The 23,586-nt window shown below is 49.3% G+C and carries 21 protein-coding genes and 2 pseudogenes; 9 read left to right on the forward strand and 14 right to left on the reverse strand.

Features of this window, described 5'->3' with window-relative positions; genetic code table 11:
• Nucleotides 1-30: 30 nt before the first annotated feature.
• The 5 genes and pseudogenes from ACFSUC_RS13275 to ACFSUC_RS13295 form a co-directional block, all read right to left on the reverse strand.
• Nucleotides 31-1,167: a YhgE/Pip domain-containing protein gene (locus ACFSUC_RS13275; RefSeq protein WP_379930101.1), complete on the reverse strand. Its 1,137-nt coding sequence runs from the start codon at nt 1,165-1,167 to the stop codon at nt 31-33.
• 175 nt (nt 1,168-1,342) lie between these two features.
• Entirely contained in the window at nt 1,343-1,963 is a 621-nt protein-coding gene (locus ACFSUC_RS13280; RefSeq protein ID WP_379930102.1) for an MBL fold metallo-hydrolase, read from the reverse strand.
• A 1-nt stretch (nt 1,964) separates the two neighbouring features.
• On the reverse strand, nt 1,965-2,531 hold the full coding sequence (locus ACFSUC_RS13285; RefSeq protein ID WP_379930103.1) for a thioredoxin family protein: 567 nt from the start codon (nt 2,529-2,531) through the stop codon (nt 1,965-1,967).
• A 95-nt stretch (nt 2,532-2,626) separates the two neighbouring features.
• On the reverse strand, nt 2,627-3,145 hold the full coding sequence (locus ACFSUC_RS13290) for a nuclease-related domain-containing protein (protein WP_379930180.1): 519 nt from the start codon (nt 3,143-3,145) through the stop codon (nt 2,627-2,629).
• Nucleotides 3,131-3,730, reverse strand: a pseudogene (locus tag ACFSUC_RS13295) (DedA family protein); the annotation flags it as partial. The pseudogene ACFSUC_RS13295 and the gene ACFSUC_RS13290, both read right to left, overlap by 15 nt.
• Nucleotides 3,731-3,963: 233 nt before the next feature.
• On the opposite strand from ACFSUC_RS13295, the gene ACFSUC_RS13300 reads away from it, so the two are divergent.
• From ACFSUC_RS13300 to ACFSUC_RS13330, 7 genes are all read left to right on the forward strand, one after another.
• Entirely contained in the window at nt 3,964-4,422 is a 459-nt protein-coding gene (locus ACFSUC_RS13300; RefSeq protein WP_379930104.1) for a cupredoxin domain-containing protein, read from the forward strand.
• A 15-nt stretch (nt 4,423-4,437) separates the two neighbouring features.
• Nucleotides 4,438-4,749: a dehydrogenase gene (locus ACFSUC_RS13305; protein ID WP_379930105.1), complete on the forward strand. Its 312-nt coding sequence runs from the start codon at nt 4,438-4,440 to the stop codon at nt 4,747-4,749.
• 212 nt (nt 4,750-4,961) lie between these two features.
• Nucleotides 4,962-6,353 (forward strand): MATE family efflux transporter, encoded by a 1,392-nt coding sequence (locus ACFSUC_RS13310; RefSeq protein ID WP_379930106.1) that lies wholly within the window; start codon nt 4,962-4,964, stop codon nt 6,351-6,353.
• Nucleotides 6,354-6,394: 41 nt separating this feature from the next.
• Nucleotides 6,395-7,441, forward strand: coding sequence for a tetratricopeptide repeat protein (locus ACFSUC_RS13315; protein WP_379930107.1), 1,047 nt, complete (start codon nt 6,395-6,397; stop codon nt 7,439-7,441).
• A gap of 65 nt (nt 7,442-7,506) precedes the next feature.
• Nucleotides 7,507-9,906, forward strand: coding sequence for a beta-propeller domain-containing protein (locus tag ACFSUC_RS13320; RefSeq protein ID WP_379930108.1), 2,400 nt, complete (start codon nt 7,507-7,509; stop codon nt 9,904-9,906).
• A 132-nt stretch (nt 9,907-10,038) separates the two neighbouring features.
• Nucleotides 10,039-10,701: an SOS response-associated peptidase gene (locus ACFSUC_RS13325; RefSeq protein ID WP_379930109.1), complete on the forward strand. Its 663-nt coding sequence runs from the start codon at nt 10,039-10,041 to the stop codon at nt 10,699-10,701.
• 48 nt (nt 10,702-10,749) lie between these two features.
• Nucleotides 10,750-11,253: a DUF2179 domain-containing protein gene (locus tag ACFSUC_RS13330; RefSeq protein WP_379930181.1), complete on the forward strand. Its 504-nt coding sequence runs from the start codon at nt 10,750-10,752 to the stop codon at nt 11,251-11,253.
• Here the strand turns inward: ACFSUC_RS13330 and ACFSUC_RS13335 are convergent.
• The gene (locus ACFSUC_RS13335) at nt 11,250-12,272 is read right to left on the reverse strand and encodes an aromatic acid exporter family protein (protein WP_379930110.1); all 1,023 of its coding nucleotides are present in this window, start codon (nt 12,270-12,272) and stop codon (nt 11,250-11,252) included. The genes ACFSUC_RS13330 and ACFSUC_RS13335 overlap by 4 nt on opposite strands.
• A gap of 84 nt (nt 12,273-12,356) precedes the next feature.
• On the opposite strand from ACFSUC_RS13335, the gene ACFSUC_RS13340 reads away from it, so the two are divergent.
• Together ACFSUC_RS13340 and ACFSUC_RS13345 are read left to right on the forward strand one after the other, a co-directional pair.
• On the forward strand, nt 12,357-12,584 hold the full coding sequence (locus tag ACFSUC_RS13340; RefSeq protein WP_379930111.1) for a DUF1128 domain-containing protein: 228 nt from the start codon (nt 12,357-12,359) through the stop codon (nt 12,582-12,584).
• Between the two features lie 181 nt (nt 12,585-12,765).
• Nucleotides 12,766-13,077, forward strand: a complete 312-nt coding sequence (locus ACFSUC_RS13345) for a DUF5658 family protein (protein ID WP_379930112.1) — start codon at nt 12,766-12,768, stop codon at nt 13,075-13,077.
• Here ACFSUC_RS13345 and ACFSUC_RS13350 read toward each other — a convergent pair.
• The 8 genes and pseudogenes from ACFSUC_RS13350 to ACFSUC_RS13385 all read right to left on the reverse strand — a co-directional run bounded on the left by ACFSUC_RS13350 (nt 13,066) and on the right by ACFSUC_RS13385 (nt 23,573).
• Nucleotides 13,066-13,842, reverse strand: coding sequence for a prepilin peptidase (locus tag ACFSUC_RS13350; protein WP_379930113.1), 777 nt, complete (start codon nt 13,840-13,842; stop codon nt 13,066-13,068). The genes ACFSUC_RS13345 and ACFSUC_RS13350 overlap by 12 nt on opposite strands.
• A gap of 1,164 nt (nt 13,843-15,006) precedes the next feature.
• Nucleotides 15,007-15,366, reverse strand: a pseudogene (locus tag ACFSUC_RS13355) (response regulator); the annotation flags it as partial.
• Nucleotides 15,367-15,470: 104 nt separating this feature from the next.
• The gene (locus ACFSUC_RS13360) at nt 15,471-17,324 is read right to left on the reverse strand and encodes a hypothetical protein (protein WP_379930114.1); all 1,854 of its coding nucleotides are present in this window, start codon (nt 17,322-17,324) and stop codon (nt 15,471-15,473) included.
• Between the two features lie 27 nt (nt 17,325-17,351).
• Nucleotides 17,352-17,969: a type IV pilus modification PilV family protein gene (locus ACFSUC_RS13365; protein WP_379930115.1), complete on the reverse strand. Its 618-nt coding sequence runs from the start codon at nt 17,967-17,969 to the stop codon at nt 17,352-17,354.
• A complete protein-coding gene (locus tag ACFSUC_RS13370) occupies nt 17,969-18,508 on the reverse strand; it encodes a type IV pilus modification PilV family protein (protein ID WP_379930116.1) in 540 nt (179 codons plus the stop codon). The genes ACFSUC_RS13365 and ACFSUC_RS13370 overlap by 1 nt, the downstream gene beginning before the upstream one ends.
• A 71-nt stretch (nt 18,509-18,579) precedes the next feature.
• Nucleotides 18,580-21,303: a vWA domain-containing protein gene (locus tag ACFSUC_RS13375; RefSeq protein ID WP_379930117.1), complete on the reverse strand. Its 2,724-nt coding sequence runs from the start codon at nt 21,301-21,303 to the stop codon at nt 18,580-18,582.
• 18 nt (nt 21,304-21,321) lie between these two features.
• Nucleotides 21,322-22,491, reverse strand: coding sequence for an S-layer homology domain-containing protein (locus tag ACFSUC_RS13380; protein WP_379930118.1), 1,170 nt, complete (start codon nt 22,489-22,491; stop codon nt 21,322-21,324).
• Nucleotides 22,488-23,573 (reverse strand): type IV pilus twitching motility protein PilT, encoded by a 1,086-nt coding sequence (locus ACFSUC_RS13385; protein ID WP_379930119.1) that lies wholly within the window; start codon nt 23,571-23,573, stop codon nt 22,488-22,490. The genes ACFSUC_RS13380 and ACFSUC_RS13385 overlap by 4 nt, the downstream gene beginning before the upstream one ends.
• Nucleotides 23,574-23,586: the final 13 nt, after the last annotated feature.

Below are 23,586 nucleotides of genomic sequence, written 5' to 3' on the forward strand. Positions count from 1 at the left end.
TTCCATTCAAGCCATGATCCTCTCATCCACCTATTTGGCTCTATTATACCGCATCCGGCTTGTCACCCAAACCCCTCCTGCTCCAATCAGCAGAGCGACAGCAGCAATAAGTAGCAGGAACAGACCAGGCTGTACGAGCGAAGGCCCGCCAAACAGCAGATTCATATTCCCTTCTACCGCATACGTAGCCGGCAAGTATTGACTAAGTGTGTAATAAAAAGGGGATAGCAGATCGCGCGGAACCATCGCGCCCGAGGACACGAGTTGAGCCGACAGGAACAAAATGTTGAACAGCATCCCGCTCATCCCGAACCAGAGGAGGAAGATTTGCGCCACCAGCATAAAAGTTCCTACAAATAGCGTCTGAAACAGCCACATCGACAGTAAACCCGCCTCAGCCTGTCCCCCAAGCCAGGTGACCATCACGGAACCGACGAACGACACCAGAAAGGCAGAACACAGCATGATCATATTTCGTGCGGCGAACTTCCGCCATTTGGACAGTCTGCTTCCAATGATCATCGATGACTGCTCGAGATTCAGGGCCAGAAGCATGGAGCCTACGTAAGAAGCCAGTACCGTCATCATCGGCACCATCTGCTTGGCCATACCGTCAACCGGGTTGGAGAAGGAAAATTGCGGAGACACCCGCTGAATCAGGGAAACCGCCATTTGCTGATTGCCTTCCGTCCATTCATTCTGTCCCAGTGCCAGCGTCGTACTCTGAACCGCTGCTTCCTGATTAACAAGCGTGGTCAGTTGCTGCGCAGTTTGGGTCATCATGCTCTTGATCAGAGACGGATTAGACTCATTGATATAAAAATGGAGCACCGCTTGTTCCTGCGGATTTTGAAGAGCCGGCGTAAACGCTTCTTCGATATGAACAACCATATGAACTTCTCTTTCCTCCAGCTGCACCTGCGCATCAGACAACGATGACATTTCCACAAGCTGAAATGGGACCGATTCACGAGCCTGCTGCACAATTTCCGGGCCGATCCCGGTATCTTCATTCACGACCGCAAGCTTCAGTTCACCGGTATGATCGGTGACGCCATCATAACCCGTCATCCAAATCAAACTAAATATCAATTGAAACATGATGGCCGTCATGATGCCGACGATGGTCGTCTTTTGCTGGAGAAACAATCGTATACTCTCTTTCATTGTTCATTCACCTGTCCTTTTTTAAATAAACGTTTGTTTAAAACATATGTTTAATATAATTGGATTTGAGCTGTCTGTCAATCCCGCTTAGTCAGGTGAAAGTAAAAGAATCTCACCACAGCTCTGCCGGGAGGATTTCCCCTAGCAGGCGGATGAGATTCTAGTTGAAGATGGTTTATACGAACGGATTGTTTTCCTTTTCAAAGCCGATGGTCGTGTTGGGTCCATGCCCGGGATATACGATCGTCTCATTCGGAAGCGGGAACAGCTTCTCATGGATCGAAGCATACAGTTGATTGGAACTGCCGTCCCGCAAGTCTGTCCGTCCCACAGAGGTTCGGAACAGCACATCGCCGCTGAACAGGTGCTCCTTCCACAGGATGCTTACACTCCCGGGAGAGTGACCCGGTGTATGGAAGATGCGGAAGCTTTCGCCCAGCCACTGCATCTCCATCCCTTCGGCGAGCGTATGCTCCGGCAAATCTGTCTGGATTGGACCGCCAAGCTCAGCCCACATCAGGGAACCGTTCAGATCTGGATTCGACAACCACTCATGCTCGTTGGCATGCAAATAGACCGGGCAGTTTTTCAGCTTGCGGATCTGATCAACGCCGCCAATATGGTCAAAGTGCGCATGTGTCAGGACAATGGCTTCAATCTCCAGATCCTCGATCCGTTTGACCAGCATGTCCGGATGCATGCCGGGATCAATGACGATCCCTCGCTGCTGTGCATCATCAGTGAGTACATATGCGTTCGTCTGCAGGGGCCCCAGTGTGTACTTTTCAATCTGCATATTAAAATCCTGACAGCAGCTCACGCAGTTCTTGAATGATAACATGCTGATAGCCCGTGTCGTCTCCGTAGCGTTTCATCATTTCTGCGCGTGCCACCTGAATCTTGTCCTGATAATCGGCTGCATCCCGATCCGGATTTTCCTGCTTGAAGGCCGTCATGACTTCCTGTACATGTGCCGGTCTTGGCCCCCATTTGCCAAGTACATATCCGCCTGTATCCGTGATAATAACGACCGGGATCGCTCTTCCGCCCATCGTAAGAAACTGATCCATCGTATCCAGATGTTCCTCCATCACCAGTACCTCTGTCGGAATACCTGCCTTTTCCACTGCTTTGAAAATGACCGGTACATTGCGTACGACATCCCCGCACCAGTCTGCCGCCAAAATAAAGCAGCGCAGATCATCGCGATGGTTTAGAGATTCAAAAAACGTCTCGGTGTCCTCATCTTTCCAACTGAAGCGGTTATACCAGTCTTGAAAGGCTTCCTCATTCTTGGTCATCTGCTCCATGAATTGCTTGGGTGAAATCCCCGTAAACAACTTGTGGGATAAATCTTTGGTCATCATTGTCATCCTCCTGTATAGGGCTTCATTGTTTACCTATCATTGTACAGACTGCCACCTGCAAGTTCAAACACAGGTCTCCAATTGGAGAATGGCTACTTGCTGGACTGACTGTATTCACGGATCGCCCGCACGATTTTCTTGATCTCCGCAGACCGGAGCGGCTGCTTGGATTGCTTCTTCAAAATGTAGGAAACCACGCCTTCCGTTCTCATCGTTGGAAATGCGGTCTTCCCTTTCCACACTGCTTTCGGGTGGGTCATACACAGGACCCCGTATACCGGCGCATCCACGCCCAGTTCGCGCAATCGATCCTTCAACACATAGCCTTGTCTGTATAACTGTGCAAACGGATCTTCGACGTCTGCACGTCCTTCTTCCCTCTGAACGGCTTCTTTCTCGAAGATCATTTCGCCTGCCCAGTTCTTGGTTTCAATATGAAAAATTCCGCTTGGGCCAACGACAATATGGTCAAATTCCTGCCTGCTCCCATTCGGGGCCTGTACAATCCGGCGATTCAGGACCGAGTATTCACTTGGCAACTGTCCAAGCTCACTGGCGACGACCTGCTCGCCTGCCCATCCGTAATCCCGAGTCAGCTTTCTTCGTTTCATCCACCATTTGAAAAGGAAATATAGAGCCATCAGCAAAATAGCACCTGCGATGAGCGGGATCGTATAAGGCTTGGCTTTCTCACCAATATCCTTATAATTCTTGCCCAGCGACATGCCCAGGTAAATAAACATAATCGACCACGGGATCACCGCCAGGGTCGTCAGGACGGTGAATCGCATCAGCGACATGCGGGCAATGCCTGCGGGAATCGAGATGGCATGACGCACCACCGGAATGAACCTTGCTGTGAAGATGACACCGGAACCATATTTCTTGAACCACTGTTCAGACAGATCAATATGTTTCTGATGAATAAAGATATATTTGCCGTACTTCTCCAGGAAAGGCCGTCCTCCGTATTTCCCAATCCAGTAAACAAAAATTTGGGCAATGACGCCACCGATCGTACCGAACAGCACAGCCGGCCAAAACTCAATCTCTTCAATAGAGACCAGGTAGCCTCCGTATGCCAGTACAATCTCACTCGGAATCACTTCCACCATCAGTCCGAGCATAATACCCAGGTACCCGAGACTTGACAATAGCTGAAACAACTGATCGATCATATCCTTAATCCATTCCATGCTTCTCCTACCCTCTGTTCATATTCATTTCTTTCTCAGAATATATGAAAACTTGTCCTCTAACATTCTACCATAATCGGTCTGTCCGACTCTAGTTCGAGCTTTAGATCCCATCACCCTTCTCGCTGGGCATGCGGTTCTGTGCTGACAAGCAGCTGCATAGGATGAATAGCGTAGATACTTGCCGGATCAGAAAGCGCTCATTTTGAACCAGGAAAGGAGAACATAAACACATGACCAAAATCTATGTATGGAGCCGCAAGAAGCTGTATGCAACCTCAGGTGCAGCCATCCTGTTGCTTGCCGCCGTCGTGTTCGCAGTCAAACCAACCGTTGAAGCGTTCGAGCAGATAGATAAACAAGTGGAAGAGCGTGTCATTCACATGGTTACCGGCGAATTCAAGACCACCACAAAAGATGGCAAAGTGATCGAGGCCTATCGCTGGGACCCCGGTACCATCGTCGTAAAAGAAGGCGATCAGGTCACATTGAACATCTGGGGGGTGAACGGCAACGAGCATCCCTTCTATATAGAAGGAATGGATGTGAAAGGTGTCGTAACCAAGGGGAATGAAACCACCGTTTCCTTTCACGCCTCCCAGACCGGCATTTACCGGCTGATCTGTCAAACGCATGCCGATCGCGCACACCATGGTCCCATGATTGGATATATTGTAGTGGAACCGCGATAAGGAGGTGAGGATGTTATGCCATCCGAGTCGAATCGCAGCTCCCCTTCTCTGCCGAACGCCCGATCCATTCGCCGCGCCTGTGCCAAGGAACTGTATCGAACGAACAAGAAGCTCGGCGTCTATATTCCGAAGGATAAACAAGAAGCCGGTCTCAAGTTGTATACGGATCAGGTCATGCAGCACCTGGCCTGGGTTGTCGAGCATCGCAATGAACGCAGGAAGCTGGCTGATTGGTGGGCGGAGGCGGTGGCTCCGGAGTTGGCCCGCTGCTGGGATGTGAATGAAACGCGATTGGTAGAAGCGTTTCGGGAAGCATTTGGCGGGTAATCGCTGCAGACATCCACTCGTTCCAATCTGTCAAAAGACAGGGTAAAAAGCTGTAAAAGAAGCTGTAAGAAAAAGCCGTAGGCCGAACCTTGCGGCTTTTTGCCTTTCTATCTTGAAATATGACACACAATGCAAGGATTTGGCACCTGTACCTTTGGAACCCGCGTGCTATAATGGGTGAATTGAATCTGAAAGCAGAGGTGAGATCACGCATGAAACAACTGCAGGATCGTCGCAATATCACGCTATTTGCCCTTACCTGGCCTATTTTTATTGAAATGTTCCTGCATATTCTCATGGGAAATGCAGATACCCTGATGCTCAGCCAATATTCAGACGAATCCGTTGCAGCAGTTGGACTTGCGAATCAGATCCTCGGCACCGCCATTATGATGTTCGGCTTTATCGTAACCGGCACCAGCGTCCTCGTCGCCCAGAGTCTCGGAGCAAACGACCGGCCGCAGGCTGACAAGATTGCCTCGGTGTCGATTACCATGAATATTATCTTCGGACTATTGATCAGTGTGGCGTTATTTGTATTTGGCAAACAATTTCTTATCGCTCTGAACGTGCCTGCCAATCTTATGGATGAAGCCCTGATCTACCTGCGGATTACCGGAGGACTTAGCTTTATTCAGGCACTGATCATGACGATATCGGCCATCATTCGTGCGCACAGCTTTACGAGACAGGCGATGTATGTCACCATGGGAATGAACGTCCTGAATATTATTGGAAATTACCTGCTGATCTTCGGCCCATTTGGCCTTCCGGTACTCGGGGTCGTAGGAGTTGCGATCTCGACCGTGGTCGCCAGAGCTGTTGGACTTATCATCATGTTCATCCTGCTGTACCGGGTCGTTGGGCATCCCAGAGCACTGTGGCATTACATTCGTATGCCGATCCAGCATGTCAAGGATGTACTGAGAATTGGCATTCCTTCTGCGGGCGAGCATTTGACATATAATGTTTCGCAGTTGCTGATCACCTACTTCATAACCTTAATTGGTGCAGAGGCCGTTACGGCTCGCATCTATACATGGAACATTATGTTTGTCATCATGATCTTCTCGGCTTCCATCGGTCAGGGAACGCAAATTCTCGTTTCCTATAAAGTAGGAGAAGGCCAGAATGAACTGGCATACAAAACCGCGATGCGCAGTTTGCGAGTGGGCATGCTCCTCGCTCTGCTCATTGCCACCACGGTCTACCTGAACGGTGAGCGCCTCATTGGTCTGTTCACGGACAATCCAGGCATTATTGAAGTTTGTGTTTCATTATTGTTGTTGACGATTATTCTGGAGCCGGGCAGATCGTTCAATCTCATTCTCATCAGTTCCCTCCGTGCAGCGGGTGATGTGCGTTTCCCCGTCTATATGGCTATCCTGTCCATGCTGGGCATTGCGGTCACCCTGTCCTACGTACTCGGCATTCATTTTGGCTATGGACTGGCCGGCATCTGGATTGCCTTTATTGCAGATGAATGGCTGAGAGGCTTGCTAATGCTGTGGAGATGGCGTTCAAGATCGTGGGAGAGAATGCGTTTCATCCAACCCAAGAAGCAGACCGGCTCCGATGAATCCACCGCTTCTGCCTCCGGGTAGGAGCGGCAGGCCACACCCGTAAAACAAGGAGACATGCATAAATGAAAGCGCGGACCAGACAAAAGCTCAATCTGTTGTTGTACCCCGTTGGACTTACTGTACACCGGCTGACATTTGGCGCAGTATCCATTTCCACTTTCCTAAGTAAGCATGCCGATCCGGTGGATCACCGCCATGTCGATCAACTGTTTCAGGAAAAAGGAAAGGAAGCGGCATTTGATTATTTAAACGCCTTGCATCTTCAATATCCGCAAAATCCGCATATCTGGAACAAACAAGGCCTGTATGGCACACGCCAGGAAACATACGAGGAAGCCTTGCATCATCTGAATGAGGCGCTCCGTCTCGATCCCTACTGTGATCCCGCGCTCAATAATAAAAGCTGGGCGCTTTACGGTCAGGGGCGCTATCAGGAAGCCCTGGATGTGATCGAATATGCCCTCCATCTCGATCCCAGGGATGATATCAAGCTCACCAACAAGGGAAATGCCCTGCTGCAATTATACCGGTATGAGGAAGCGATCCAGACCTATGAAGAAGCGCTAGCCCTTGACCCGACCAATCCACACGCATGCTACGGACTCGGCATGACCTGGAAATCCATTCGACGCTATGCAGACGCCGCAAAGGCATTTGAGACGTATACCACCAACGTCCCTTCCGATATCGATGGCTGGATTCAGCTCGCGGAATGTCGCCGCAAACAGCAAGAATATGAACAGGAGCTGAAAGCCTGCCTGTCCATTCTTGAACTCGAACCGAATCACTACGGCGCGACCTTTCATGCTGGTGAAGCGTATCTGGCGCTGGAATGGTGGGAAAAATCCAGGGAACACTATGCAGCAGCCATTGCCCAGTACCCGGAGGATGCCATCTTCCACTACTCATTGGGCAGATCCTGTGCCCAGCTCGGTGATTCGCACGCGGCTCTCCAGTCTCTCAAACAGGCCTATCGACTGGATCATACGGCCCTGATCTCTGCAGCAGAGGACAGTGGCTTCCAACCCCTTCATCATAACCCGCTGTTTCAAGATCTGATTCTACTGGATGTGGCATTTGAAGAAAATTCTTCACCTATTTATCATTGAAGTGTAACCATTTCCTTCTTCTTTGCGTCTATAAGGACAAATGACGAATTGAAGGAGGAAATTTTGTGTTTAAACGCTCTGCTACATGGATTTTGATGGTTGTGGTCGCCCTTTCGCTTGTTTTCACCCCGCTTCAAAAACAAGTCACCAACGCCTCCACCCAGACGGTCAAGCTGTATATGAACAACAGTTTCATGCCTCACATCGTTCCCGAACTCAAACAGGACACGGTTTACATCCCGCTTCGAAACGTTTCCGTTTTGCTTGGCATGCAGGTGGAATGGCTTGCAGCTGAAAAAACAGCGATCGTGAGCAGCACCGAGAAGAACATCAAACTGAAACCGAATCAATCTTCCTATACGGTCAATGGTCAAAAAGCGTCCTTTTCCCATACCCCTTATTTGAAGGATCAACAAATGATGGTACCGCTTCGCTGGCTGTCCACCCATACAGAGGTGAACATCAAATGGGATCAAAAATCTCGGGCGGTTCATCTCGATATCTCCGTCGACAACTTGCCGACACTTTCCTCGTATGCTCATTTAAAGACTCTACTGAAGCAAATGGAGAATTCTCCTTACAGTATCCAAAAACAATCAGCCATGCAAAATGAAAGGTCTGAAGATTCGGCAGATACAGCGGATGCAGGTGGTGACTACTCCGAAACCAACACCCAGGTGGAAGGAGTGGATGAGGCCGATACGGTCAAAACGGACGGCACGTATATTTACCAGCTGCAGCAACAGCAACTGTTCATCTTCCAAGCCAACCCGGCCAATGAGATGAAGCTTGTCGGTACGTACACCATTAAGGATCAGTCATTTAATCCACATGAGTTTTATCTGGATGCGGAACTGAAGCAAGCTGTGATTATCGGCAACAGCTATAAGGAGCACTCAACGAACGGATCCGATACAGGTGAAGCAGATTCCGGTGCCAGCATGAAGAAAATGATTTTCCCTCGCTATGGGACTTCCTTTACAGAAGCCCAGATCGTCGACCTGTCGGATATCACCAATCCGGTTCTGACCCGAACGCTGGAGCTGGAAGGACATTATGTGCAATCCCGCATGATTGATCATTCCCTCTATCTCGTCACGAACCAGTATCTGGATGTGTATACCATTATGCAAGAGGAAGGCGAGCTGCCGGGTCCCGTCTATCGGGACAGTTCCAAGAGCGAGCAGCCACAGAACCTGAACTGGTCAGATGTGAAGTATTTCCCTGGACCTCAGTCTGAGTCCAATCTGATGAACGTAGCAGCGGTCAACTTGCAGACGGGTACCGAACTGAAGGTGGAATCGTTCGTCGGTTCCGGACAGAATGTATATGCTTCCAAAGACCATTTATATGTGGCGGTGCAGAAATGGAGATCGGAGCCAAATGAGACCTCCACGAAACCGTCCACTGGAACAGATGATCCACTCATCGACAGAATGTGGGTCCCTCAGGGTGAGCGCTACACCCAGATCTATAAGTTCGGTCTGGCGTCTGACGCGATAACCTATGCGGGTCAAGGAGAAGTAAAGGGTGGTATCCTTAACCAATTTTCCATGGATGAGCACAACGGGTTTTTCCGTATCGCCACGACAACCGGAGACATGTGGAGATCGAACCAGAACACATCCAAAAATCATGTTTTCGTATTAAATCCAAATCTGCAGCAAGTCGGTTCTGTTGAGGACCTTGCACCAGGCGAACGCATTTACTCTGTTCGATTCATGGGGGAGAAAGCGTACGTGGTGACGTTCAAGCAGGTCGATCCGCTGTTCGTACTCGATATGGCAAACCCGGCCTCTCCCAAAGTGCTGGGAGAGCTGAAGATTCCAGGATACAGCGACTACCTGCATCCGTACGATGAGCAGCATCTCATCGGTTTTGGAAAGGATACCATCGAATTGCCGGTACGGGATTCCAATGGCAAGCAGATCGATACGCAAGCGTATTATACCGGGATGAAGATCGCCCTGTTTGATGTCAGTAACTTTGAACAGCCGCGTGAGGTCGATCATGTCATTATCGGAGACCGCGGCACCTATTCCGAGCTGCTTCACAATCACAAAGCGCTCCTGATGAATGCCAAGCACGACATCATGGCCTTCCCGGTAACGGTCATGGAAGTAAAAGGTGCCAAGGTGGATGCTTACGGATTCCCCGCTTATGGTGAACAAGTCTACCAGGGCGCTTATGTGTACCATATTGATCCGGAGAAAGGCTTCACACTGAAAACCCGCATCACCCATCAGGAAGCGGGAAGCGCGGACAATCAGGAAGCCGTTTACCACGAATATATGAATCACATTGAGCGGATTCTGTATATCGACGATGTGCTGTATACTCTTTCCAAAAAACAGATCAAGGCAACCGATCTGAATGACTATTCGGATATCGGAACGATCGATATTCCGGTGCCGGAACAAAAGTACGATAACAGGATTATGACAGAGGAATTGTCCTTGAGATAAAGCATGCTCTCTACAGACAGGAGGAACCGGTTTTGAACCGGTTCCTTTTTTTGTTTTACAATGTGGGATAGCGTACAATAAGGAAGCAGTGACGCAGATACACATCTTCTCACGAAATGGATGGTGAGCCTCATGTGCGGTCGATTTACCTTTACCCTTTCCCTGGAGGATCTGATGGCCTATCTGGGTGTTGAACAGGTCCAATTTGATTTTGAGCCCCGTTACAATATTGCGCCTACCCAGAAGGTGATCGCTGCCATCGAAGCCAACAGAGAACGAAGAGTGGGGCAGCTGCAATGGGGACTCATTCCGAACTGGAGCAAGGATGAACGAATCGGCAGCAAGCTCATTAACGCGCGCAGTGAAACCATTGTTCAGAAACCTTCCTTCCGTATGCCTTTTCAGCGTAAACGATGCCTCATCCCGGCTGACGGGTTCTATGAATGGAAGCGGGAGACCGATCGGAAGCAGCCGTATCGCATTACGCTTGCGGATCGCCAGATCTTTAGCTTTGCCGGATTATATGATTCATGGAAACATCCAGACGGGTATGACGTTCATACGTGTACCCTTTTAACAACGGCTCCCAACGAGACGATGGAAACGATTCATGACCGGATGCCTGTTATCCTGCACCGAGCAGACGAAGCCCGCTGGCTCTCCCCCGCCCTGTCTGACGAAGAACGGCTTTCCCTGCTTCGTCCGTATACAGGGGCGATGGAAGCCTATCCGGTATCAACCGCCGTTAATTCTGCCCGCTACGATCATCCCGATTGCATCCAGCCGATCGGGTGAAATAGACTTTACAGCAAAGGAGTGTTTGGATTGGAATTTGATTGGATTATGATTCTGACGATTGTCGTCATTAACGTCGTGTATGTCTCTGTATTTACGATTCGACTCATCTTCGTGATGAAAAGTTATCGAACGCTCGCTTCGCTGCTCAGTATGTTCGAGGTGCTCGTCTATTTGGTGGGCCTGAATATTGTGCTCGACAATATTGACAACCCCTTTAACCTGGCAGCCTATTGTATCGGTTTTGGAGCAGGGGTTTATATGGGCAGCAAAATTGAAGAGTGGCTGGCGCTGGGCTATATTACGGCCCAGATCGTGGTGGACAATGAGTCCTCCAAGCTGATCGCTGTGCTTCGCGAGAAAGGGTTCGGAGTCACCTCGTGGCTCGCTGACGGCAAGGACGGCCATCGTCTGGTTATGCAGGTTCTGGCCAAGCGCAGCAATGAGAAAAAGCTTCTGAACACCATCAATGAAGTAGCGCCAAAAGCTTTCTATATCTCTCATGAGCCCCGGTTTTTCAAAGGGGGATTCTGGACTCGCCGCTTGCGTTAATCTGCAGCGGCTTCTTTTTTTTCACTATGGTGCAGGCGGTAGCTGGTCACCAGCTGATCGAGATGATTCAGTTGCTCTGACAGCTCGATCAGGGCGGACACGACGCCAATATAACGAACCCTTCCCTCCTGATCGAGGTCCAGGTGGATCAACTGTTCGATCAATTCGGTATTTTCCTGTGCGACCTTCGGGTTGCGCGCATGGGCTTGTTTCACTTTTACTTTCCCCTCATATTTCATAAAGATCAGTTCAAAGTATTGTGTCAGAGCCAGGATGTTTTCCTGAATCTCCCTTTCCATCTCCAGCTCGCCTTCCCGCCGAAACACATTCAGTCCTTTCATCATGAGCTTGAGAGACTCCAGAAAATGCTTGTGAATGACCGTTTTTTGCAGCTGATTTTTCTTTTTCAGTCGGGTCAGTCCACTCTCTTCCTTCAGCATCTCGTACAGCTCATCCGCTTTCTTCAAGTCCTTCTCCAGTTTCTCCTTCTCGGCACGGAGCGATTTCTCGTCGAACACACCCTCCACCATGTTGCGCAGCAGCAGGGACAGTTCCTCACTGAGATCCTTCAATTTCCCTTTTAATGTTTTCTCATAATTCGGCGGCAGAAGAATCGCATTGATGATCAGAGAAAGTAAAATACCCAACATAATCAGCATGAAGCGATTGAGCACTTCATCCGGTTGTTCCATGACCGCAATAACGGTCAGAATGGACAGACTAATGGTCGTATCGAGTTTCAGCAGCAGGTTGGTCATAATCACGAGGATGACGGCCAGTCCGATCACGATCGGTTCATTGCCAAGCACATACACCATCATCAGTCCCAGCAAGGCCCCAATTGTGTTGGCTTGCAGCTGCTCCAGAAAATAGCGATAGGAGCGATAGATCGTGGGTTGGGTGGTCAGGACGGCCGCAATGACCATGATGATCGACGGTGACAGTGCAAACCATTGACAGATATACAGCGTCAACACAACGGCAAGCCCCGTCTTCAATATTCGACCCCCAAGTTTCATATCCGTTCCCCCTCGTTTCTGTTACAATGATTTATAGTTCATTTGCAATCCCTATACTTAGGATAAAGGAAAGGAAGATCAAACATGCGTGATTTAAATCAACCTTCTGCAGAAAATGTACACTATATGATTGAGGAAATCAAAAAAAAGTTAAAAGTGGTTTCATTGGCCGCCATCAAGCCTTCTCATTTTGATAACGATCAGTATGAGGATATTCGGGATATCTATGAACTGGTCGCCAGCAAGGATCAGTTCAGCATCTCTGAAATGGAAGCCATCGTATCCGAGCTTGGCAAATTACGCAAAATGTAGATAAAGCATAAAACTCCTTTTACTTGCATACCCTTATATAGACACAAGAAAGCAGCTTCCGTCACCGAAGCTGCTTTTTTGGTATGCACCGGTCTGTTTTCTATCTGCTTCTGTTCGGGTATAGAAAAGGTACCAGGCAGATACGCCATAGGAACCGGTTACGCTGAAAGGAGGAGCCATTTTGAGACGATGGGCTTTTGCATTGGTTCTATTTTGTCTGCTTGATGCGATCTTCACGGATATTGGCCTGCGATTTAACTGGATTGAGGAAGCCAATCCAGTGATGGCCATTGTCTATGTGATGCATCCGATTTTCTTTTACGTCGTCAAGCTCGCTCTTCCCGCTCTGCTCTGCGTCATCGTCGTACGCATTCATAAACGCTGGTTTCGCTATCTGGTCCGAGGAGTCACCTTTCTGTACGCATTCGTTCTGATTCTTCATGCCCATTGGATGCTGCTCGTGATCCTTCACGATGCTACCTTACACATATAATTGCATATAGCCTTGCATGATCGCCTGTCCATACAAAAAGATGATCCATGCCGCCAATGAGATAAAGGGTCCATAAGGAAGCCCTTCCTGACGTTTCAGGATGCGCAGCGCAATCAGCACCAACCCAATTACGGCACCGAGCAAAGAAGAAAAGAACAGGCATAGAAGTGTCTGCTTGATGCCGAGCACCAGACCCACCAGTGCCATCAGCTTAATATCTCCCCCACCCATGGCCTGTGCATAAAATCGCTCCGCGATCATGGCTACTGCCAACAACACACCGCCACCAAACAAAAAACCGGCCAGCGGCTCCCACCAAGTCCGTTCACTGAACAGCAACATCAAGATATAAAAATAAACATAAGCCGGATACAGAATTCGGTTCGGTATCAGACGGTAGGACAAATCTGTTAGTGTAACGGTAAGCAGGATACAGAAAAGGGAAACCGCCAGAATCAGGCTGCCCGCTCCGTCTATCTCATTATAAATCCAAACAAATCCGGCACCGCCAATGATCTCTACCAGCAGATAACGGAGATGAATACGCGCCTTGCAATAACGGCACTGACCCCGATTCCACAGCCAGCTTGCCACCGGAATCAGATCTAGCGGCCGCAATGGACGCTGACAGTGCGGACAGTGAGAAGACGGATAGACAAAAGACTCCCCTTTCGGGAGCCTGTATGCCACAACATTTAAAAACGAACTAACCGATGCACCCAGAAGAAAAACAAGCAGCCAAATCACGAGCTCGGCGGGATGCATGTTTTATTTGTCTCCCAAACGTTGTTCCATCCATTGATACAACTGACGGAATCCGTCAATGGTCATCACGACCGATTCCTTTTGATCTTCATCCGCCTTCATCTGGATCTCGATCTTGTTCTCATTTTCCGTACATACGACCAGGTAACGACAGTCCTGTCCTTCTATCGTTTCCATCCAGTTACACATAAAGCTGCTCGAAAAATTCAGCATGCTGCTCCCCCTGTTCACCACAGATTGACCTCCATTTTTCGGTTTGCTCACAGGCTGTTTTTCTGGTTGTGTGGACTTGGCGCTCGCGGCCTGGAATGCCTGTTCGGCAAAGTTGAAATCCTGCAAAGGGTTCCGATCTGTCGCTGATGCGGCACTTTCCCCTCGCTGACTTGAGGCACTTGTCACCGACTCGGACTGCATGTCCGTATTTCCAGCTGTTTTCTCCGATGCTTCCGCAGCTGGATCAGCCTCTACTGTCTGTGCGAGATCCGCGATTTCAGCGGTTTCCATCCCGTCTGCAGCTTGTCCGTTCCTGTGCGAAGCTGCGTCCGCATCTGGCTGCTGCGTGGCCTGCTCTCTTTCGTTAAACCAAGAGCGATCTGTCTCATCTACAGATGCACTTTCCCGCTTCGTCAATTGTTCCATTTCTTCTCTGCTGATGAGCGTCTTGTCTACATCCACCAGATCGGAATGGGACTCGACCTGAGCGTGGTCCTGGTCCTGTGCGGGTTCAGACGCTGCGGTGATGGAAGCTGCGGTTTCGGCCTGTGCCGTAGCTGATTCCTGCATCGCGACCTCCGTATCCTGCGCTGCCTGAAAAGCGGGCGAGGCCTGAACAGCGGGCGAAGCCTCAGAAGCAGGCGAGGCCTGTGAAGCGGTTGGGGATTGCGAGGTCTCTGAAGGCTCAGAAGACGATACTTCCTCTTTCCCTTGCCCGCCATTCGGTAAATCGGTCTCCGCTAAAACCGCTTCATCTTGCTGCTCATTTTCTTTGGAAGAGAACGGCTGAATCGTCTGATTCCAATACGGCGTTTCCTCTTTTCCCTGCTGTATCGGGGATTCAGTCTTTTCAACGGTCATTTCTTCCTTCTTGCTCTTGCTGTCTGAATCTTTCTTTTTCTGTTCCAGCTTCACTTTTTCTTCTTTTTCTCTTTTTTGCTGAATATACGGGTCGGCATATTTGGAGATGACTTCATTAACACGGTTCGGTTTGAACGGCTTCATGATGTAACCCTTGGCACCGGATTTGAGCGCATCGGATATCTGATCTTGCTGACTCATCGCAGAGCAGATCAGAACAAACGCTTCCGCATCAATCTCCAAAATTTTCTTCAGCGCCTCAATGCCATCCATCTCCGGCATGCTGATATCGAGCATCACCACATCCGGCTTTAATTCCTTGTACTTTTGAACCGCCTGCAGGCCATTGTCAGCTTCCCCAACGACCTCGTGACCGAACTGTTTCAATATATCGGTCAGCATTTTTCTCATAAACTTGGTATCATCTACAACTAAAATTTGGTAGGACATAGGATGCGGCCTCCTTCTTCTTTCGCGTTCCGGTTTAGGTTTGGTTGCGTGACTTGGACGTGGCACCGGGCTCGTGTACGGACATGGCATCAACTGGCTTGTGGTTACTCAACATACTGGATATGCTGCACATAGGCGTTCACTTTCCGGGACACCGGAATGCCCAGCGGAGGGTTGCTAAACAAGGTCAGATCATGATAAATTCTCATTCTTGAATCAGATTCTGTCAGGGTCGCCTGATTAGATTGAATATCTAAACTTGTCACATTGCCATTACTGTCTTTGTTCTGGTCTGTATCGCCTTTTACTGCACTGAGCGTAACTTTCTTGCCGTGAATTCCGCCATTGATCTCCAAATTCGATGCGACACCGTACAGATCCATCTCCCCTCTTGCATAGAGGAAGGCCCGCAATTTATGTTCCTGCACATTGTCTGACAAGACGATCTGGCCACTGGATGCCATCATGACGGGCTGTTCCTTATAATTGATTCCACCTGCATCACTGTCATCTTTTTGGTTCACTTCATTCGCTTCCTTTAATTCCAGATCGCCGTCTACATAAAGGCTGCCTTTCATGTTGAGGTCTCCAATGACGTATACGTTTCCTTTGACGAACATGCGTCCTTCAAAAGTAAAGTTGGACATCATCACATCCCCTTCGATGATGACAAATTCGTCGTCAGGGATAGACAGCGTGCCGCCCAGAAAGGCCGCGATCAGATCCGGATCGGTCTGGGTCACGACGAGTGAGGAACGCTGGGAAGCATGCGCATCCAGTATGACATCACTGTCATCCTCCATGAACAAGACCCCGTTCTCGACCACCAGGCTTCCCTCTATCCTCAGCTTATGGTTCAGGGTCACCCACTCATTAACAAATATTTGACTTCCCGTGTACTGTTCTCCGTTCGTGGTATCTGCCCCGAGAGTCTGATTCAATGCGGCCGCAGTATCATCCGCAGGAGCAGCCACACTCCTCGCAGGAGCCTGACCAGCAAAATAGGCCGTTGTTACCGGGTTTGTCATTTGGTTCACGATGGCCTCAATATCGATATCTGTATCTTCGAGCAGTCTCGTATCCTCAAATGGCTGCTGATTTGTGAAAAAGCTGCGCTGAAAGGACGAAGGGGTCTGCCCATTGATGGAATACGCATTGGCATGAATAAAACCCTGTACAGCAGGAAGATGTCCGTCGTCAAACGTTCTGGCATTCGTTCCAATCCGGTACGGTACAATCTGGTTCATACATACATTTCCCACTTCCTCACACCGCGATGGTGATGCAGGTGCAGCCGAGCTTCGTACCAGCACATCTCCTACTATATACGGAGAGCCGTTCAGTACCAGGTTCTCCTCGGCAGATAGCGGATAACGAAACACAGGTTCGATGGTGCTGACGTAAATAGTCGTTTTCTTGGTCACCGGAACCTGGGGGGAAATCGCATTGGTGCCAACAGACGTGGCAACCAGCTCATACACAAACGGTTTTTCCAAAAAGGTCGTATCCATCGTGCTTCCCTGTATGGCAGGCGGTACCGCGTCATACATGCTGATTTCCTTCCATTCCATATTCACACGATATGTACCGGTCTGGTTGGATGCTTCATAGGAGACGGGAATCGTCAAATCTGCTACGGGGTCGTCGATGAGCACTCTCAGATCTTCTTCCAATTGCGTCTTCACCGCATCCACCCCGGAACGATACTGATTGATCGGCCCTTGCGCAGCTCCAGTGGCATTGCCATTGTCAACTGCTTTTTTTACGACAGAAATGACTTCGTCCAGACCTTGCTGGGCGAGAAGATCGGATTGAATGCGATGCTTGCTGATGGAAGAATTGACGCGGCTGTTTTGCAACACATCCAGTAATATCATGCCAAGCATGGTCATCATGACAATGGTCAGCAAGGCTACGACCAGAGCCGCTCCCTGCTCTTCCTTCAGCTTGCTCTTCATCATACCTTCCACCACTTTCCACGCTCTCTATTCCAATCTAAACAAGGGGATCTGCTGCTTCATCGTAATCTGGGATTTTTCCAGGCTGCGCGTCATATTGCCCGGTTCCCCTGTGAATTCCAGCATCAGTTCAATCTGATGGGCATTGATATACGTAATGGAAGCATTAGATATCCGCTTGTTATCCGTTAACTGAAATTCTTTTATGTTATTTCCATCTTGTATTTGAACTTTGTACATTAAAGGATCACTAGAAACCTCAACGATTTCGACCTTTGTTTCTTTTACATAATCCGTATCTAATTGCTCAGTACCTGACATCACAATATGAGGTTTGACGATGACCATTTCTTTCGTGCTGATTTCGGACGATTTTTCCTTATCCGGAACAGCCTGTGCGTAGACACCGTCCTTCATTTCGTCGAGAATCTGTCCGAAGATAATGTTCGCCTGATTGCGAAGCGTCGTCTCTGTAGAGACCTTCTTGTAAACGGTGATGCCCATGAGGAGGAATGTATACAGAATCGCCACGATCATCGCCAGAATTAACATCGCGGACAACACTTCCACCAATGACATTCCTTTTTCATTCTGATGCAGCCGGATTCGCTTCCATTTTCTCTTGGATTTCACGACCTCCACCATCAGGAACTCCCCTTATTTCGAATATAAGCACGTAACTGGACGGATTTCTTGTCCCATTTGACGGTTACTTGGATCGGCATCATATAGTCGTCAATGCCATACGGATCTGTCAGGCTGTCCAATCCGGTCTGAAGGGTTTGCATGCGGGCATCCTGTCCAATATCCACCTGATAGTGATAGGTCGTCTCATTCAACGCGACAGGCTGGATATCGATGATGGAGGAAAGTGATGCGGGCAGGTCATCCGGTTCTTCCCACTTCAGAACCCCGCCCGCCACACCTGAAAGCTCACCCTGAAGTACCGTATAAGGGCCTTTCAGTCCAAGTTGATCCCGGATTTGACCGAGCTTCATTTTGGCCAGGTTTGCTGCAATGCCTTCCCTGCTCTGATCTGCAGATTTCTCCATGGCAGAGACGAAGTAACCGGCAATCCAGACGGAGACAATAGACATGATCGTGACTGCGACCAAAATCTCGATCAAGGTCATGCCCTGCTCATTTTGGTTAAGCCGGGCCAGTCGCTTGCGACTCATACTCATCAGCGTCTCCTTCCTTTCCTGATCTCCCGGACCTTCCGATGCCCGGGAAATCACCGGATTCTGGATCAGATTTAATAGCGGTTCTGATTATAGTCAATCCTCACCTGGATCACCTGATCGTTGGTAACTGTATAGGTCCTGTCGTCATCAGGATGCGTCACCTTTTCGGTAATTCTCACATGCACATAACTGATGCCCGTTTTGGATATGACCAGCTTGTTGGATTTCAATGGTTTCCATCCGTTGGATGCGGGCGACGCAGAATCCGTTACCTGGTATTCATATTGTGTAAACGTGGTTTTCCACCTGCTGTCCTGTAAGATGGACTGGGCCGTCACGGTAATCTGAACTGGCTTGTTGGAAGCGGTGCCTGGCACGTACGTTGTGTCTGTACCGGATTTAATGGCCTCCAAGGTAATCTCCGGTCCCGGATTGGCGGTAAAGTAAAGCGTCTCTGTCTTGTGATTTTCATACTCGTCTTCGGCATATACGTCGATGCGATACCATCCTGGTCGCTGGTCCGCCTGCGGAATGAGATCACTTAGTTGGATATTCTTTTTCCATGATTTAGTGTTATTTCCATCGTTATTGATAACGGTTGTACTGGCAATGGCTGTGGTCGATCCATTCTTGTACACCTTGTAAGTGAGTTTCACAAGTCTGGAATCATCCTCTACGGATATACTTATCTCAGGATCATCTGTATTCTGTCTGATTGCGGACAGATCGATGACGGGCGCAATCCCATCTACGGGTACAATAATGTTCAGGTTACCCAGTTGATTGTCCAGTCGAACCGTACGATTGATGCCCAAATTATCGGTAAAGGAAACATATATCACGCCCGGCTCATTTAGCGTGACGGTTTGATCGGACTCGAACGAAGAGAAGGAAAGCTGAGCAGTTTTCTCGATTTGTGCCGGACTAAACTGACCATTCGTATAGGTCACCGTGCCGAGGCGATAACGAAGTTCCGGACGTTCTATACCACCCAGCACGGTGTCGCCCTTGTAGTCCGGGTTTTGAGAAACCTCTTCGACCCCTACAGGGAGGACATGTACGAGCTGTACATTTTCCAGAATAGCGGTTCCCCGATTTTGAAACAGATTCCCCAACGGCTCCAGATCATATCGAAGCTGCAGGATGTCCTTACTGCTCCATGCAGCGCGTTGGGCCGAGGTCAATGCCGGTGCAAGGTAGGCTTTTCCTTGCATCGTCAGGCTCTTCTGGGACAGCTTCAAACTCGGCAGTTTATTGTCCAGCTGCACGGTCTGTGTATTCCCGTGATTATCCGTATAAGAAAGCGTCAGATCATCACTTTTGCTGCCTCCGAGTCTTACTGTATCACCGATGGCAAGCTGCTCAAAGCTGAGCACGAGATCCTTCGTTTCCGGCTCACTCGCGAAGGCATCACTGTGATACTGGATATCAGACAGTTCGATCTGCATTTTCTTGCGTACTTTTCCCTCTATCTCTACCTCGCTTACGGTCCATCCCTGGCCTGCAGCACTTGGGGCTGTCACACCCGCTGGCAAGATATGCGTGATGGAAATGTCGCGAAGAGAACCACGTGAGTAGACCGAAGCGAGATTGCCTATCGCATCCAGATCATACTCGACACGCAGTCGATGATCGATCGGCCAGTTGGCGGTCTCGGTTGTTGTCGGGTTATCCGCTGGAGTGGCAGTTCCATTCATGGAAAGCGTTTTCTCAGAGAAGTTCAAGCGAATCGGATCATCGATTACAAATTGCCTGGACTCCTGCGTTACATCATAAGAGACCTTTGCCGGTTCCAGTTCTACCGTACCTTCACTGCCTGTATATCGGAGCTGCACAGACATTTGACAGTTATAGTTCGGGTCTTCATGCGGAATGCTGTTTTTGACGACCTGAAGCATCCCCTGATTGAGCGATACATGGTTCTGTCCTTCTACCAGTTCGAATCCGGCGGGCAATGGTTGCTTGATCTTCACATTGGTAATCGAAGCATCCAGCACTTCACTCAGCTCCGTAAATACTTGATCGAGGCTCTCCTCATCCGTCGCTTCGAAGAAAATGCCTCCTGTTTCTTCTGCCATACTGCGCAGCAGGTCGATATCGACATCACTACCATCTACCGCCATCGCAATCGGATAAATGGGAACACCTTTTTCCCCAATGTCTTTGGCTTCATCGAGCGCCGCATCCTTTGCCCGCTGTCGATGATGCTTATACTGGTTATTTTCCTTATCGTAATAATAGGTCGCCGCTCCATCTGTCAGCAGCACAATGAACGGACTGCGCGTGCTATCCTCAATTTGGTCATAACCGACCATCAGGCCGTGATGAATATTGGTGCCGCCCCCTGTATTCAGTCCATTGATTTTTTCGCGTACTTTCGTGAAATCGGTCGTCAAATTCTGAATGACTCTCGCACTACCCGAAAACTTGATCACTCCAATCTGATCATTCAGATCGGTGCTTGCAAATTTATCGACGAGCAGGTTGCTCGATTCCTTGGCCACCGCTATTCGCTTCTTGGTGCTTGTGCTGGACATTGGCCAGCCCATACTGCCAGATACGTCAAATACAAAGGAGATATCGACGGGGTCACGAGGCTCATAGCTGCCCTCGGGATCTATGCAATATTGCAGGATCACCTGATCTCCCACCATGTAATTTGTGTTCGCCACAGAGCGATTTCCAACTAAATGCAGGGTTGAAGATGCCACCGTTATTCCTGGCCACAGACTAAGGAGCAAAGTCATCGCTGTCAACAGACTCAGGAGTGGCTTGAACCGTTTGAACGATCTCATACCGCTTCCTCCTTTGTATTATTCATTGATTTGTTCGTACATGATTGAAATGACCGTAAAAGCTTCCGCTCGCGTCAAAGTATGATGGGGCTTGAAGGTTTTATCCTCATAACCGTTAATCCAGCCCAAACGGGTCACTACATCCAGTGCCTGTCTCTGATAGACCGTGAGATCATCTGTATCTCGGAACACTTTTGCGTCTGCCTGGCCGTATTGCTTCTCCAGCTCTGCCGCCCGGTACAGCATGACCGCCATCTCGATGCGCGTAATTCCTTTGGCCGGTTCGAATGAATGACCGTTTCCTTTGGAAACCAGCCTTACCTGCTCGGCTGCGGCCAGCTCTACAGCGACCCAGGTTCCTTTGGCATCCGGATACCCCGTTTCAAGAGCCGGGTCATCTGTGGGCAATTCCAGTGCTCGAACTAGCAAGGCCACAAATTCACCTTTGGTCAACTGTTTCTTCGGTTTGATCGTTCCATCCGGGAAGCCTGCAATGATGCCTGCTTTCATCAACTGGGCGATAAAATCGCGAGACCAGTGGGTTAGTGCATCCCCGGGAACTTCTACCGGCATAATGACAGGGGCTTCTTCAGCCAGCTTCACGGCTTCTTCTGTATTTTCGTAGAGACTGAAGTCTTCGAATTGCATGTTATACAGATTATAGCTGCCGTCTTCCGTTATGTTCATCTCACCTTTTGCAGCAGCCTCCTGATCAGTCGGAATATCTGCTATAAAAGGAATCTTCCCGATGTAATCTTCGGTGCGGTAATAGGACTGGGATTTGGCGCTAAAATAGTTCTCCATATACACCCAATCCTCAATGACGGACAACGTAACCTTTCCCTGAGCATTCAGCCAAAGTTCATCCCATGCGACATCCAGACCTTGTTCCGATCTGGACAGCATGCCATTCCAAATTCGCAATTTCACAAAGGCGTCCTTGCTTTTCTCGTCTTTGGCGGAAACGACGACGTATGGTTTGCTGCTGATCACCTGCCCAATTTCATAGGAAGACACATCCAGCCGGAGCAACTCATACAAGCTTCTCCGCTCGTCCCATGTCGAACCGAGAACCGGATCAAAGACCGATCCTTCTTTTTCCTGATCAACCTCTGCTCCCCACACCGGAAGGGCTGCCGCCAGAAACAGGATCAGCGACAAGCCTAGCTTCATCCATCTTTTACTCATCCCTTCATCTCCTCTCCCACACTCATTTCATATTCACGTATCGCTTCCCTTGGAATCAGGCCTTGTGCATACAAATCCTGCAATGTGGAGAGCATCGTCTGCATCCCCATGTGCTTGCTCGTTTGCATCACTGATTTGATCTGGTAGATTTTCTCCTGACGAATCAGATTGCCGACTGCTGGCGTATTGACCAGCAATTCCAGCGCCATGACTCTCCCCTTGCCGTCTGTTCGCGGAATCAGACGCTGTGACAGCACACTGATGAGCACTGAAGCCAACTGAATGCGAATTTGACGCTGCTGCTCAGTAGGAAATACATCGATTATCCGGTCTACTGTCTGCGGGGCATCAGGGGTATGAAGCGTAGCCAGAACAAGGTGTCCGGTTTCCGCTGCTGTAATGGCTGTTCGAATCGTCTCGAGATCCCGCATTTCTCCAACCAGGATGACATCCGGGTCTTGACGAAGCGCAGCACGAAGTCCACTGGAGAAGGACATCGTATCTATCCCGACCTCTCGCTGTGCGATCAGACTGTTTTTGTTGGAGTGCAAATATTCAATCGGGTCCTCCAGTGTAATGATGTGTTTCTTCTGCGATTCATTAATGTAATCAATGATCGCAGCCAGAGTCGTTGATTTGCCGCTTCCTGTCGGCCCAGTGACAAGAATCAGTCCCTGGCTCTTGTGTGCAAACTCCTGAATCATACCGGGCAGTTTCAAGGATTTCAGGGGCGGAATTGTGCTCGACAATACGCGAAAAGCCATACTGATATGCCTGCGCTGCTTGAAAATATTCCCTCGATAGCGGCAAATGCCCGGCAGATCAAATGAAAAATCAACCTCGCCTTTTTTGAGCAGCTGTGACATCTGATCCTCATTGAGCAGTTCCTCGGTCATCGCTTGTGCCTGAGCCATTTTGACCGGCTCATCAATCAATTTTCGCAATCTGCCATTCAAACGAATTTGCGGCGGATGCGCAGTGCTGATATGAAGATCCGACGCCTGGGATTCATAGGAGATTCGGAGCAATTCTCTGATTGATAAATATGAATGATGATTTTTTTCTGAAAAATCGATAGACATCCCTTCACGCCTC

It is taken from the genome of Marinicrinis sediminis (assembly GCF_042685085.1).
Taxonomy (GTDB): Bacteria; Bacillota; Bacilli; order Paenibacillales; family KCTC-33676; genus Marinicrinis; species Marinicrinis sediminis.

Coding starts and splice junctions, on each gene's coding strand:
- ACFSUC_RS13290 (WP_379930180.1), bottom strand. CDS start 3,145: ATGAAACGAAGAAAGCTGACTCGGGATTACGGATGGGCAGGCGAGCAG.
- ACFSUC_RS13310 (WP_379930106.1), top strand. CDS start 4,962: ATGAAACAACTGCAGGATCGTCGCAATATCACGCTATTTGCCCTTACC.
- ACFSUC_RS13350 (WP_379930113.1), bottom strand. CDS start 13,842: ATGCATCCCGCCGAGCTCGTGATTTGGCTGCTTGTTTTTCTTCTGGGT.
- ACFSUC_RS13300 (WP_379930104.1), top strand. CDS start 3,964: ATGACCAAAATCTATGTATGGAGCCGCAAGAAGCTGTATGCAACCTCA.
- ACFSUC_RS13380 (WP_379930118.1), bottom strand. CDS start 22,491: ATGAGTAAAAGATGGATGAAGCTAGGCTTGTCGCTGATCCTGTTTCTG.
- ACFSUC_RS13275 (WP_379930101.1), bottom strand. CDS start 1,167: ATGAAAGAGAGTATACGATTGTTTCTCCAGCAAAAGACGACCATCGTC.
- ACFSUC_RS13280 (WP_379930102.1), bottom strand. CDS start 1,963: ATGCAGATTGAAAAGTACACACTGGGGCCCCTGCAGACGAACGCATAT.
- ACFSUC_RS13285 (WP_379930103.1), bottom strand. CDS start 2,531: ATGACCAAAGATTTATCCCACAAGTTGTTTACGGGGATTTCACCCAAG.
- ACFSUC_RS13305 (WP_379930105.1), top strand. CDS start 4,438: ATGCCATCCGAGTCGAATCGCAGCTCCCCTTCTCTGCCGAACGCCCGA.
- ACFSUC_RS13315 (WP_379930107.1), top strand. CDS start 6,395: ATGAAAGCGCGGACCAGACAAAAGCTCAATCTGTTGTTGTACCCCGTT.
- ACFSUC_RS13360 (WP_379930114.1), bottom strand. CDS start 17,324: ATGAAGAGCAAGCTGAAGGAAGAGCAGGGAGCGGCTCTGGTCGTAGCC.
- ACFSUC_RS13385 (WP_379930119.1), bottom strand. CDS start 23,573: ATGTCTATCGATTTTTCAGAAAAAAATCATCATTCATATTTATCAATC.
- ACFSUC_RS13335 (WP_379930110.1), bottom strand. CDS start 12,272: ATGAAACTTGGGGGTCGAATATTGAAGACGGGGCTTGCCGTTGTGTTG.
- ACFSUC_RS13330 (WP_379930181.1), top strand. CDS start 10,750: ATGATTCTGACGATTGTCGTCATTAACGTCGTGTATGTCTCTGTATTT.
- ACFSUC_RS13325 (WP_379930109.1), top strand. CDS start 10,039: ATGTGCGGTCGATTTACCTTTACCCTTTCCCTGGAGGATCTGATGGCC.
- ACFSUC_RS13375 (WP_379930117.1), bottom strand. CDS start 21,303: ATGAGATCGTTCAAACGGTTCAAGCCACTCCTGAGTCTGTTGACAGCG.
- ACFSUC_RS13365 (WP_379930115.1), bottom strand. CDS start 17,969: ATGGTGGAGGTCGTGAAATCCAAGAGAAAATGGAAGCGAATCCGGCTG.
- ACFSUC_RS13340 (WP_379930111.1), top strand. CDS start 12,357: ATGCGTGATTTAAATCAACCTTCTGCAGAAAATGTACACTATATGATT.
- ACFSUC_RS13370 (WP_379930116.1), bottom strand. CDS start 18,508: ATGAGTATGAGTCGCAAGCGACTGGCCCGGCTTAACCAAAATGAGCAG.